Genomic DNA, 13,065 nt, shown 5'->3' on the forward strand with positions numbered 1-13,065 from the left:
GGAACACCCGGCTGAACGTGTCGTGGCTCGGGATGCCGTGCTCCAGGCGCAGCAGGAGCCGCAACAGCTCTTCCTTCGACCGGCCAAACTCTTCCATCTCCGCGCAACTGCTCGCTCCGCACAGCACCGCCGCCAACGCGATGAACAACACCTCCAACAGCTCGTGCTTCGCATTGGTTGCGCGCGGGTCCGGCAATCGCCCAAACGCCTTCCTGAACTTCTGCATCCGACCCCCTCCATGATCCGGGAGCCGTCTTCAGAATCCTTCTTGCATTCCAATGCAATAGCCGCCGCAAATCCATATGCGATTCCCCTGCCCGCGAGCGGGAGAGGGGGTGCAGTGCGCATAGCGGATGCTGTCGCGCTCACTAACTAAGCCGCTTGCGGCTGGTCAGCCCGCAACGCCGCCTTGGCGAAATCCGCGATTGCCGTGAGCGTTGCCTCCGGCGCCTCGCGGTGTGGGGAATGCCCCGCGCCCGGAATGACCGTGACATCGACCGGGCAGTAGCACTCTTCCTTGGCGATCTCGACCTGGCGCAACGTGCCGTACTGGTCCGCCTCGCCCTGCAGGATCGCGATCGGCACGCGGATATAGGCGAGGTATTCGGAAATATCCCAGTCGCGGAATTTCGGATCGAGCCAGGCGCCGTTCCAGCCGTAGAAGGCGTTGTCGACGTCCTTCTGCCAGCGCGCCAGCTTCTCCTTCAGGTTCGTGGTCTCGTAGGCCGCCTTGATCTCCGCGATCGACTTCACCGAGACGTCCTCGACGATGAAATGCGGCGCGATCAACGCAATCCCTTGCAGGCGATGGTCCTGATGCGAGCCGGCATAGATCGCCGCGATCGACGCGCCATCCGAATGCCCGACCAGGAGCCCGCGACGGAAGCCGATGGCATCCAGCAGCTCCGGCAGCACCTGCTGCGCCTCGATATGCATATAGTCGAGCGGTCGCGGCAGCTTCACCGGGCTCGAGGCGCCATAGCCGGCGCGCGAATAGGCAAACACGCCCGCGCCGGTCGCAGCCTGCAGCTTTTCCGGAAAGTCGCCCCACAGCCCGACCGAACCCAATCCTTCATGCAGCATGACGATGGTCGGCGCCCTGTCAGGCGCCGGACCGATCATGCGATATTCGAGATCGGAGCCGTTGATGTGGAGGAAGCCTGATGGTGCGAGAGTCATGCCACTACCTCTTCTCTTCGTCATGCCCGGGCTTGTCCCGGGCATCCACGTCTTTCGCTCCAAGTGTCAAGACGTGGATGGCCGGGTCAGGCCCGGCCATGACGGCTAGCTGGGTTCTCAGTGCCGCAACTTGAAGCGCTGGATCTTGCCCGTCGCGGTCTTGGGCAGGCTCTCGACCACGTCGATCCAGCGCGGATATTTCCACGGGCCGATCTTCTGCTTGACGTACTCCTTCAGCGCCTCGTGCAGACCATCGGTCTTCGCATCCGCGCGCAGCACCACGAAGGCCTTCGGCTTGAGCAATCCTTCCGGATCGGCTTCCGGCACGACGGCGGCCTCCAGCACCGCTGGATGCGTGATCAACGCGCTCTCGACCTCGAAGGGCGAGACCCAGATGCCGGAGACCTTGAACATGTCGTCGCTGCGGCCGCAGAAGGTGTAACGGCCCTCGGCATCCCGGATGTATTTGTCGCCGGTGCGGGTCCAGTGGCCCTCGAAGGTCTGCCGGCTCTTGCTGCGCTGGTTCCAGTAGCCCTCGCCGGCGGAGGGCGCATCGACCAGCAGCTCACCGACTTCACCATCGGGCACATCGACGCCGGACTCGTTGACGAGGCGCACCTTGTAGCCAGGGACAGGACGGCCGGACGAGCCGTATTTGATGTCACCCGGCGCATTCGACAGGAAGATGTGCAAGAGTTCGGTCGATCCGACACCATCGAGGATGTCGACGCCGAAACGTGCCTTCCAGGCGTTGCCGACGGACTCCGGCAGCGCCTCGCCGGCGGAAGTGCAGATGCGCAGCCGTTTCCCGGCGGGCGTCGCCTTTGACGTCTCATCGTTCAGCATCGACGCGAACAGCGTCGGCACGCCGTAGAAGATGGTAGGGTGATATTTGTTCATCAGCGCAAACATCACCGCGGGCGTCGGCCGCTCGGAATTGAGGATCGTGGTGGCGCCGACCGACATCGGGAAGGTCATCGCATTGCCGAGGCCGTAAGCAAAGAACAGCTTTGCCGCTGATAGCCCGACGTCGTTCTCCTGGATGCCGAGCACCTGCCTGGCGTAGGTTTCTGCCGTCGCAGCGAGATTGGAATGCAGGTGCCGCACGCCTTTGGGCATGCCGGTCGAGCCCGAGGAATAGAGCCAGAACGCGGGCTCATCGGGATGGGTCGCGACAGTCGTGAAGACATCGCCCTCCCCCGCGAGCTCGTCCGAGAACTTCTTGTGGCCATGCGCGTCCTTGCCGGAGACCACGACATGCTCGAGGTCAGGCATCCGACCGACGATGTCCTTTACAATCGGCAGCAGCGCTTCGGAGATGAACAGCACCCGCGCGCGGCAGTCAGCAAGCACATAGGCATATTGATCCGCGGTGAGCAGCGTGTTCAGCGGCACCGGCACCACGCCGGCTCGGATCGCGCCCAGAAACACGATCGGGAAATCGACCGTGTCGAGCATAATCATCGCCACGCGCTCCTCGCGGCGGACACCGAGGCGGCGCAGCAGGTTGGCAAGGCGACGCGTCTGCCGCTGCAGATCGCCATACGAGAGCTGCGAGACGGTATCGTCGAACACGAGCTTGTCGCCGCGGCCCTCATCGACATTGCGGTCCAACAGCCAGGTCACCGCATTGTAGGAGGTGCCGCTCATGCCCTGCTCCCTACGTCAAAGCACGCCACCACGTCTCTCCCCAGATTTAAGAATTATAATTCATAGAAAGCCACCAGAGCGCCTTGCTGTCAATCCTGGTCGGCACTATCCTTCCGGACTTCTCCGTGCGTGGGGGGATATGACCGAAAAACCCGATCCTGAAACCGATTTCCTCGAACAGCTAGGCCAGCGCGTGCGCACAATGCGCGCGCTGCGCGGCATGTCGCGGAAAGTGCTCGCCAAGGTTTCGGGAATTTCGGAGCGCTATATCGCGCAGCTCGAGAGCGGCAAGGGCAATGTCTCGATCGTGCTGCTGCGCCGGGTGTCGCACGCGATGGGCGCGCCTCTGGAAGACCTGATCCCCTCCGCCGAGCCGGCGCCGGACTGGGCCGTGATACGAGACCTCCTGCGCAAGGCGGCGCCGGAGCAGATCGCGCATGCCAAGGACATCCTCTCCGGCGGCAGCGCATCCGCGCCGCGGCGCGCCACGTTCTCAGGCATCGCCCTGATCGGGTTGCGCGGCGCCGGCAAATCCACGCTCGGCAGGATGCTGGCGAAGCGGGTCGGCTGGAGCTTCGTCGAACTCAACAAGGAGGTCGAGCGCGAGAACGGCCTCTCCGTCGCCGAGATCATCGCACTCTACGGCCAGGAAGGTTTCCGGCGCATGGAGCAGGCCGCGCTGAAGCAACTGCTCGCGCGCAACGAACTGATGGTGCTCGCAACCGGCGGCGGCATCGTCTCCGAGCCCCTGACCTTCGACCTGATCCTGTCGTCGTTCTACACGATCTGGCTGAAGGCCGAGCCGGAAGAGCACATGGCGCGGGTGCGCAGGCAAGGCGACCTGCGGCCGATGGCCGACGATCGCTCGGCGATGACGGAGCTCCGCAACATCCTGCTCAGCCGCGAGCCGCTTTATTCGCGTGCGTCGGCCGTGGTCGATACCGCGGGACTCTCTGTCGATGCTGCCGCCGCACGGCTGATCGAAGCGGTGACGCCGGTGCTGCAGAACCAGGCGCGCAATTTCGGCCTGCGCAGCGTGGCGATGTAGCGGGACGGCAGTCGTCGTCTCAGAGCAGCCTGCCCTTCACATCCTCCGCGCCTTCACGCAGCAGCGGCAGGAATCGCTCGATCAACTCTTCCGTCGGCACGCGATCGACATGGGCCCCCATGTTGATAGCGGCGACGATGGTGTCGTCGTAGCGGCGCACCGGCACCGAGATCGAGCGGAAATGCGGCTCGGCTTCGCGGTCGACCAGCGAGTAGCCCTTTTGCCGATCGGCGATGATCGCGGCGAGCAGCCGCTTCGGATCGGTCACGGTCTGCGGCGTCAGCGCCTCGCGGCGCATCGCCTTTAATCTCGTCGCCAGTTCTTGATCGCCGAAGCGGCCGAGCATGGCGCGGCCGACCGAGGTGCAGAAGGCCGGCAAGCGGTAGCCGATATCAAGACCACTGGAGAACATCCGCGCCGGGCTGCCGCGTGCGACGAAGACGACATCGTCGCCATCGAGCAAGGCTAGCGAGCTGATCTCCTGCGCCGCGCTCGCGATGCGATCGAGCACCGGCTGCAGCACCGCGATCACCTGGTTCGAGCGCAGGTATGATCCTGCAAGCGTCAGCACATGCGCCGTGAGCGTGAACAGCTTGCCGTCAGTCGCGACGAACCCGCCATGCTCCAGCGTGAACAGGATGCGCCTTGCGGTCGCGCGCGGCAGGTCGGCGGCGCGCGCGAGATCGCTCAAGGTCGCGGGGCCGGTGATGGTGCCGAAGATCTGCAGCAGCCGCAGGCCGCGGTCGAGACTCTCGACGAAATCGGTGGCGCGCTCCTCACGCTTCAGCTTCGGCATGGCCCGTCCTGGCGGCATCGATCAAAAATTGTGCTTGCCGCTCGATTAAGCCATGTCATAATTCGCCCATTCGTTCAATAAGCGAACAAATCCAAGCGCCCGGGGAGGACCGCCGCCATGATGAGTCAGGAGCAGAACGACCTGATCACCCGCACCGGGCCGAAGGATCCGTGCGGGAAATTGATGCGGATGTACTGGCAGCCGGCGGCGCTGGTGGACGAGCTTGAGGGGCGGCCGGTCCGGCCGGTCAGGCTGCTCGGCGAAAACCTCGTGCTGTTTCGCGACGAGAATGGCCGCTACGGCCTGATCGACCGCCACTGCGCACATCGCGGCGCCGATCTCGCCTTCGGTCGGCTCGAGCATGGCGGCCTGCGCTGCGCCTTCCACGGCTGGCTGTTCGACGTCACAGGCCAATGCCTGGAGACGCCGGCCGAGCCGAAGAACTCGCAGCTCTGCAAGGGCATCAAGCAGCGCTCCTATCCCGTGGTCGAGAAGAGCGGCATCCTCTGGGCATGGCTCGGCGAAGGCACCCCGCCGGCGTTTCCGGAGATCGACTGCTTCGTCGCGCCCGGCAGCCACACCTTCGCATTCAAGGGCCACATGAACTGCAACTGGCTGCAGGCGCTCGAAGTCGGCATCGATCCCTCGCATGCGTCCTACCTGCACCGCTTCTTCGAGGACGAGGACACCTCCACCGCGTACGGCAAGCAGTTCCGCGGCGCTTCCGCGGGATCCGACATGCCGATGACCAGGATCCTGCGCGAATACGACCGCCCGATCATCAATGTCGAGCACACCGAATACGGCCTGCGGCTGATCGCGCTACGCGAACTGAACGAAGAGCGCACGCATGTCCGCGTGACCAACCAGCTTTTCCCGCACGGCTTCGTCATCCCGATGAGCACGGAGATGACGATCACGCAGTGGCATGTGCCTGTCGATGACGAGAACTGCTACTGGTACGCGATCTTCACCAGCTACACGGCGCCGGTCGACAAGAAGAAAATGCGCGACCAGCGGCTCGAGCTCTATGAACTGCCGGACTACAAGTCGCGCAAGAACAGGTCGAACGATTACGGGTTCGATCCGCATGAGCAGATGACCGCGACCTATACCGGCATGGGCAACGACATCAACGTCCACGACCAGTGGGCGGTGGAATCGATGGGCCCGATCCAGGACCGCACCAGGGAGCATCTCGGCCAGAGCGACAAGGCGATTGTGCAGTATCGCCGGCTGCTGCGGCAGGAGATCGAAAAGGTGTCCGGCGGAGAGAAGCCGATGCTGTTCCTCGATGAGGCGACATCGCGCAGCATCCAGGGCCCCGCGACCATGGACGGCATCGGGCCGACCCAGGGCTGGGAGCTCTACTGGATGGAAGTCGACGTCAAGCGGCGCCGCGGCGCGCCGTGGGCCGCACCGGTGCCGAGCGAGATCGCCGGCAAGGTGCGACATCTCTCGGCGGCCGAGTGATGGCAACTGTTCCGTCATTGCAATGCAAAGGAACGGCGCGTTGAGCTTTGTCCAGCGTCACGGCCTGTGGTCGGATGAGCAGAAGGAGGCGGCGGCGCGGGTCCGCCGCATCGTCGAAGAGAAGAACCTCGAGGTCATCAGGCTGTCGTTTCCGGACCAGCACGGCATCCTGCGCGGCAAGACGCTGATCGCAAGCGAAGCGGCGCACTCACTGGAAAGCGGCTGCTCGATCACCACGACCATGCTGGCGAAGGACACCTCGCACAAGACGGTGTTTCCGGTCTTCACCGCCGGCGGCGGCTTCGGCATGAAGGAGATGGAAGGCGCCGCCGATGTGTTGATGGTGCCCGACCCCACCACGTTCCGGATCCTCCCATGGGCGCCCACGACAGGCTGGCTGCTCTGCGACATCTATTTCATGGACGGCCGGCCGGTGCCGTTCGCGACGCGCAACCTCTATCGCAGGGTCCTCGAAAAGCTTGGCGCGCGCGGCTATGATTTCGTTGCCGGCCTCGAGGTCGAATTCCACCTCTTCAAGCTCGACGACGCGCATATGGCGCCAGAGGATGCGGGACAGCCGGGCCGGCCGCCTTCGGTCAGCCTGCTCTCGCACGGCTATCAATATCTGACCGAGCAGCGTTACGACCAGATGGAGCCGGCGCTGGAGATCATCCGCCGCGACGTGCTCGCACTCGGCCTGCCGCTGCGCTCGGTGGAGGTCGAGTTCGGCCCGAGCCAGTGCGAGTTCACGTTCCAGCCGACCGCGGGTATCGAGCCTGCCGACACCATGGTGCTGTTCCGAGCGGCGGTGAAGCAGATCGCGCGGCGCCATGGCTATCACGCGACCTTCATGTGCCGGCCGAAGCTGCCGAACGTGTTTGCATCGGGCTGGCATTTGCATCAGTCGCTGGTGTCGCGCACAAGCGGCGAGAATGCATTCATGGTGAAGGAGACCGACCGGGCCTTGAGCCCGTTCGGGTCCTGCTATCTCGCCGGCCTGTTGGAGCACGCCCGCGCCTCCACCGTATTCACGACGCCGACCATCAACGGCTACAAGCGCTACCGCTCCTATTCGCTGGCGCCCGACCGCGCGATCTGGGGCCGCGACAATCGCGGCGTGATGATCCGCGTGCTGGGCGGCGCGGGCGATCCGGCGACACGGCTGGAGAACCGGATCGGGGAGCCCGCCGCCAATCCCTATCTCTACATGGCCTCGCAGATCCTGTCGGGCCTCGACGGCATCGACCGCAAGCTCGATCCGGGGCCGTCGGCGGACACGCCCTATGAGACCAAGGCGGCGCTATTGCCAAAGAGCCTGCGCGAGGCGGTGTTCGCGCTGAGCGACGATCCGTTCTTCCGCCAGGCATTGGGCGCGGAGTTCGTCGATTACTACGTGCATATCAAGAACGCCGAGATCGAACGCTTCCAGGCCGAAGTGTCCGACTGGGAGCATCGCGAATATTTCGAGATGTTCTGAACGGGCGGGCGCCGCGGAGAAGGACAGTAGCCCTCACCAAATTAGCGGTGGAATTTCTCGCGCACGCGTCGTTCGGTTTCGTGCATCGTCCCCCACGAAATCCACTATGGCCGCAACGAAACCATTTTCGTCACGCCGCGAAAATCTGCTGAAAGAATCAGCGCTCAGCATGCCCATCCGTGATCAACAGCGGAGTTCGGTCATGTTGGCATATCTCTTGAACCTGATTTACCGCCTCGCTCTGCGCGCCAGCCTTTCGCAAATGGGTCGGCATCATCTGGGCCGCTGACGTTTAGGTAAGCTGAATTGACCCAACGATGGGCATGTCGAATCGGCGTCAGACCACAGCATTCTGCTTGATAACCTCACGGTAGAATGACGCACTCAGTTTCGGCGTGCGCCGTTGCGTCTTGAAGTCGACCCGATAGATCCCGAATCTTTTCTGATAGCCGTCCGCCCATTCGAAATTATCGATCAGGCTCCACAGGAAATAACCGGCCACGGGCACTCCCTGTGACGTCGCGCGCTGCAGCTGCTGCAGATAATTGCGCAGATACATCACCCGATCCAGGTCGTAGACATTGCCGTCCGCAGCGGGTTCGTCTGCCGACGACGTCCCGTTCTCGGTGATATAGATCGACCGCACGCCCCACAGCTTCGCCGCGTGACGGGGCGCCCAATACATCGCCTCGGGGCCGAACCGGAGCCAATCCGCATCCATATGCGGGAACGATGCCGGAAACGGCGCCAAGGTGAAGCCGCGCTCATTATCGGCCGCCAGCACGTAATGGTCGGGCTTGTAGATGTTCAGCCCCAGAAAATCGATCGGCGACGAGATGATGCGGAGATCTTCAGTCGTGTATTTTGGCGCATCCTTTCCGGCCTGGGCCAGAAAGCCGTCGACGTACTGTCCCTCGAACATCACGGTCAGATAGCCGCCGTTGAGTTCGCGTGTCGCAATTTCTGCGGCGCGCACGTTCGCGGGAGTGTCGATCGCCGGTATGCAGACGACCAGGTTCTCCGCAGGCCCGACCTTTGTTCCTGGCCGGCCACGCGCACGGATCGCCTGCACCGACAGGCCATGCCCCAACGCGACGTTGTGACGGACCTGGTTCAATTCGGCTTGCGGCAGTTTCAAACCGGGGGCGTCAATCCCGAGGCCGTGGCCGAGATGAACGAGCCTCGAACATTCGTTGATGGTGAAGATGTGGCTGACGCGATCGGTCAGACGCTCGGCGACGTAAGCCGCGTAATCCGCAAAGGCCCTCGCGGTGTCGGGAGACATCCAGCCGCCGAAGCGGTCCTGCAGTGCCTGGGGCAGGTCCCAATGATAGAGCGTGGCAAACGGCTCGATGCCGTTTGCCAGCAGCTCGTCGATCAGCCGATCGTAGAAGTCCAGACCGTTCGGATTTGGCGCACCTGATCCGTCCGGGAAAACACGCGGCCACGCGATCGAGAAACGATACGCCGTGGTCCCCAGCGCCTTCATCAACTGGATGTCGTCGCGGTACAGGCGATAATGATCGCACGCGACATCCGCGTTGCTGTGATCGATGATCGTCCCTGGCGTGTGGGCGAAGCGATCCCAGATCGCCGGCCCACGTCCGTCTTCGTCGACGGCTCCTTCGATCTGATAGGCCGAGGTGGCCGTACCCCAGCGGAAATCGGCCGGAAAGCCGGCGAGCGAATTGCCGCCGGCAGCTTTGATCTCCTGCGGCTTGCCGGCATCGGCCGGATAGGCCGGCGCGGCCGACAATCCGAGCGCCGCTCCTCCGGCGAGCGTTGCGAAATGACGCCGTGAAAGTCCATCCAACGACATCGATCTACTCCTGGATCAGACCTTCGTCAGCGCGGACATGACCAGTCCGCTCAAGACAGCTACCGGACGCGACCGCCACAGCGCGGCGCCAAGCAGGAAGAGCGCCGCCGCGGTCCACAAGGACTGCCAGTTTTGAATGCCTTCATTCAGCAGGATGTAGACCGCAGCGGCTGCGAACAGGCCCGCGAATACCGACTCGGACGTTGCGCACAGATCCGGCTTTCGACGGTTCAGCAGCGTCACCGCCCAGATGGGGAGCGCCGCCATGGTCAAGCTGGCAAATGGGAAATCTCTCGAACGCGGGTCGAACATGAGGCCCAGTGCGCTTTCTGTCGCGGCCATGGCCGTGACGAGGAGCACAGCGCCGAGAAACAGTGCCGTTGTGGATCGTGTTCGCATCTCGCGCGGTCCGATCAATTCCGCGAACGCCGGCAGTGGACGGCCCGACATCAAGGCGTTCATGCACAGAAGCGGCAGAACCGTTGCTGCGAGCAGCAGCGATCCATGCCGCATCAATCCGGCAAAGCCGTAGCTCTCGTAGAGCGCGTTCTCGACGCCGACGCCGAGCAGGATTCCGCCGACAGTGGCGCATGCCGCCACCGCAAGCCACCGTGGCAATGCCGTTGGCGCGGCCGAGCGCAGGCGCGCCAACAACGCCGTGACGAACATGGCAATGCTGAAAGCCAGTCCGGCGCCGAGCTGCATCTTCCAGAACGGATAGTTGCTGACAGCAGCTCCGGGGGGATATTTCAGCTCGCGACTTTCTCCATCGAGCCAGCCCCAGTGAGCGCCGACCGTCCCCTCCCACTGGCGCTTCCATGGCTCGTCATACGCTTCGAACAAATTGATACGAATGTTCTCCCGACCAGCCTTGTCGAGGAGGTCGAAAGTGAAGCGCGCCTGATTGATGCGCGATGGCAGCGCACCGTCGCGCATGCGTCCTCTGCTCGGCCAGCCGGCCTCGCCGATGAAGATCTCCTTTCCCGGGAAGGCCAGCGCGACCTTGCTGCGTGCATCGAGCACATGCCGGGGCGCGTCCTCGGCGCGGGGCGGAACGTCCTCCCAATAGGGCAGGACGTGGATTGTCACGAAATCGACCTCATGGCCGAGCTCCGGGTAGCGCAGCCAGAAATCCCAGGTGTCGGCGTAGCTCACGGGGACGCTGACGCGCCCTTTGGCGGAGCGGATGGCTTCGCGAAGGCCCGCCTCGGGCAATTCACCCCGGAGCAACACCTCGTTGCCGACGATGACGGCGGTGACCACGTCGGTAAACTGGTTGGTGAGCGACACCGCAGCTTCGATGAGGCTGGCATTTTTCAGACGATCACGTCCGATCCAGACACCGAGGATCACCTTCAGCCCGACTTTCGACGCGAGCTCCGGCACCTTGTCCAGGCCGTTCTCCACCGAGTAGATGCGGACGCAGTTGGTGATCTTGGCAAGGTCGGCGATATCTTCGGCGATCTGGTCCGGGCTGATGACGACGGACGAATTCCACGGCGTCTGGTGGCCGCGGAATGGCGCGTAGGACACGCAATCCAGCTTTTTCGCGAGATCGCCAGGCGCGTGCCCCAGTGGGACCGGCATCGCCAGCCAGCACCAAACCGCGACGATGATGCTGATGGAGAGCAAGAACAGCCACAGCGGCGCTGCAACCCTAAGCGGCGCTCTTATGGGAGCGCCACTGGCCAATCGGCTCACACTGTTGAGACTTGATCCGGCAGGAGCATCGAGCTGCATCACGCAACGCTCCGGGCTGCGTCCGAACCGGCGATCGCAGAGCAGCGCGAGGAACCATCCCGGTCGCTGAAGAAAGCGATTGAAGACATTGTTTCAGATGCTTTAGCTTAGCTCGGTCAAGCCAAGGCTAAATCCCCAAACTGGCCGTACCACCTACGGCAGACCCCGTCCGTAGATTTACGGAAGAAGTATAGCAGTGTCTTTCATTTGCCTACAAACGCAGGAATGGCAATGGGCAAGCTACGCGCGTTCTTGACGAGGGCCCCGGCGATTGCGCGGGGAGGTTTTTGATGCGGCGACGCGAGTTCATTGCGGGCGCGGCGGCGCTGGCCGCCTGTATGCAACTTTCGAAGCAGAGTGGCCTGCTGACTCCGGCCAATGGCGCGGCACTGCTCAGCGGCAATCCGCTGCCCACCGGCTTTTACAATTTTACCGGTTCGAACCTGGCCAATTGGCAGAGAGCATCGGCGGCGCAGCAGCGCGGAGAAGCCAATGCGATCGTTGGGTGCCTCGGCGATTCAACGGTGGCCGGCCAAGGCGCCGCCAGCAATGAACTCGCCTCCAACGCCAAGAGCAAGTCGTGGCCAACGCAATTGGCAAGGCTGATCCCGAACGGAAGCTGGTCAAGCGTTTGGGGTGACAACAACGTCAGCGCCGCCGCCGGTGACCTCCATGCCTTCGATGCGCGGCTTCATCGCGCCGGTTGGGCGATCATCAATACAACGGCCTCCGGAACGCTCTGCGGAGGATCTTTTCAAGGTCGTCCAAGCCCGCTTGCACAATCCTTCACCCCGACCAATCCGATAGACACGATTGAGGTTTGGTACGCCCGCTCGCCCGAAAGCGGTCGGTTCACGATCGATGTCGATGGAGGGCCGCCGCTGACCACGGTCGATTGCACGGGAGCCAATGCCTTCATGAAGGCGACGGCGACCTGTACGCCCGGCCACCACACCATCAATCTGCGGAAGACGACCGATTCTAATGACGTCTATTTGACCGGGCTGAGATGCTTCAACTCGGCGATCAAGGAAGTGTCCGTCTATAACCTTGGCGGTTGCCGCTGGGGCAGCGCGGACTTCGTGGTCGATGGCCACCCGTGGAATACATTGCCGGCCGTCGCGGCGATAGCGCCGAACCTGGTGCTATTCGAGGCCGGCATCATCAACGATTGGGACGATCACGTTCCGCTTTCGACGGTCACCTCGAACATGACGACGGTGATCAATGCGCTGAAATCGGCGAACTGCGACGTGATCCTGATGAGCGGCGCTCCATCCGAGGCAGGCGTCTATGCGTCCTACCCGACCCAGGCAGCCTATGTCGCGAATATGAAATCGCTGGCCTACGCCGCCAATGTGCCCTTTATCGACATCTGGGGACTCTTTGGCGGGACCTGGAATTCGGCCGCAATGAACGATCCACTGCATCCGAACCAGACCGGCTACGCACTCATCGCCGGCTATGCGGGCATTGCGATTCTCGATCCGTCCGCGCGCAGCCTGAGCTAGCACGAAGCAATCCATGCTTCGGCAAGCGGAGAAATGGATTGCTTCCGCCTTCGCTCGTTGAGCTACGGCGGACAGGTCGCTTTGCCCACCCTACGGCGTCGCCGCAGACGTCTGATTCAAATGTCAAACAGCGGGCCTGTAGGATGGGTAGAGCGGAGCGAAACCCATCGCGATGGAGCAAGCGGCGCCAATGATGGGTTTCGCTTCGCTCTACCCATCCTACGTCTGATTCAAACGACGGACATCAGTCCGCATTCTCGCGACGCGTTGCGTCTGAGGTTTGCGTTCGTTTCACCCTCCTCGAAATCAGAGGGCGCAGGGAAAGCCGGGTGCTGGTTGCACCCGTGGGTCCCGTGCAACAAAAAGCACGGG

The 13,065-nt window shown here is 63.1% G+C and carries 11 protein-coding genes; 5 read left to right on the forward strand and 6 right to left on the reverse strand.

Translation table 11 applies throughout. The annotated features are described in order from the left end of the window. The 3 genes from K288_RS0139885 to K288_RS0139895 form a co-directional block, all read right to left on the reverse strand. Positions 1 to 226: transposase family protein (locus K288_RS0139885; protein ID WP_027584451.1), on the reverse strand; the 226-nt coding region annotated here is incomplete at its 3' end. Between the two features lie 146 nt (positions 227 to 372). Further along, a complete protein-coding gene (locus tag K288_RS0139890; RefSeq protein ID WP_027584452.1) occupies positions 373 to 1,179 on the reverse strand; it encodes an alpha/beta hydrolase in 807 nt (268 codons plus the stop codon). Between the two features lie 117 nt (positions 1,180 to 1,296). Then, the gene (locus K288_RS0139895) at positions 1,297 to 2,829 is read right to left on the reverse strand and encodes a benzoate-CoA ligase family protein (protein ID WP_027584453.1); all 1,533 of its coding nucleotides are present in this window, start codon (positions 2,827 to 2,829) and stop codon (positions 1,297 to 1,299) included. A 139-nt stretch (positions 2,830 to 2,968) separates the two neighbouring features. Between K288_RS0139895 and K288_RS0139900 the strand changes: the two genes are divergently transcribed. Beyond that, on the forward strand, positions 2,969 to 3,877 hold the full coding sequence (locus K288_RS0139900) for a helix-turn-helix transcriptional regulator (protein ID WP_027584454.1): 909 nt from the start codon (positions 2,969 to 2,971) through the stop codon (positions 3,875 to 3,877). A 19-nt stretch (positions 3,878 to 3,896) separates the two neighbouring features. Here K288_RS0139900 and K288_RS0139905 read toward each other — a convergent pair whose 3' ends face one another. Next, complete coding sequence (locus tag K288_RS0139905) at positions 3,897 to 4,673, reverse strand: IclR family transcriptional regulator C-terminal domain-containing protein (protein ID WP_027584455.1); 777 nt, start codon at positions 4,671 to 4,673, stop codon at positions 3,897 to 3,899. A 117-nt stretch (positions 4,674 to 4,790) separates the two neighbouring features. Between K288_RS0139905 and K288_RS0139910 the strand changes: the two genes are divergently transcribed. From K288_RS0139910 to K288_RS0139920, 3 genes are all read left to right on the forward strand, one after another. Continuing rightward, the gene (locus tag K288_RS0139910) at positions 4,791 to 6,146 is read left to right on the forward strand and encodes an aromatic ring-hydroxylating dioxygenase subunit alpha (protein ID WP_027584456.1); all 1,356 of its coding nucleotides are present in this window, start codon (positions 4,791 to 4,793) and stop codon (positions 6,144 to 6,146) included. Positions 6,147 to 6,186: 40 nt separating this feature from the next. Further along, the gene (locus tag K288_RS0139915) at positions 6,187 to 7,623 is read left to right on the forward strand and encodes a glutamine synthetase family protein (RefSeq protein WP_027584457.1); all 1,437 of its coding nucleotides are present in this window, start codon (positions 6,187 to 6,189) and stop codon (positions 7,621 to 7,623) included. Positions 7,624 to 7,729: 106 nt separating this feature from the next. Further along, positions 7,730 to 7,912, forward strand: coding sequence for a hypothetical protein (locus K288_RS0139920; protein ID WP_027584458.1), 183 nt, complete (start codon positions 7,730 to 7,732; stop codon positions 7,910 to 7,912). Positions 7,913 to 7,960: 48 nt separating this feature from the next. Here K288_RS0139920 and K288_RS0139925 read toward each other — a convergent pair whose 3' ends face one another. Beyond that, positions 7,961 to 9,442, reverse strand: coding sequence for a GH1 family beta-glucosidase (locus K288_RS0139925; protein ID WP_027584459.1), 1,482 nt, complete (start codon positions 9,440 to 9,442; stop codon positions 7,961 to 7,963). A 15-nt stretch (positions 9,443 to 9,457) separates the two neighbouring features. After that, positions 9,458 to 11,182, reverse strand: a complete 1,725-nt coding sequence (locus K288_RS48230; protein ID WP_244443436.1) for a beta-(1-6) glucans synthase — start codon at positions 11,180 to 11,182, stop codon at positions 9,458 to 9,460. 290 nt (positions 11,183 to 11,472) lie between these two features. Here K288_RS48230 and K288_RS0139935 point away from each other — a divergent pair, with 290 nt between their 5' ends. Further along, positions 11,473 to 12,693 carry an SGNH/GDSL hydrolase family protein gene (locus tag K288_RS0139935; protein WP_027584460.1) on the forward strand — a complete coding sequence of 407 codons (1,221 nt, stop codon included), beginning with the start codon at positions 11,473 to 11,475 and terminating at the stop codon, positions 12,691 to 12,693. Positions 12,694 to 13,065: the final 372 nt, after the last annotated feature.

The organism is Bradyrhizobium sp. Ai1a-2, from assembly GCF_000426245.1.
In the GTDB taxonomy this organism is placed as follows: Bacteria; Pseudomonadota; Alphaproteobacteria; order Rhizobiales; family Xanthobacteraceae; genus Bradyrhizobium.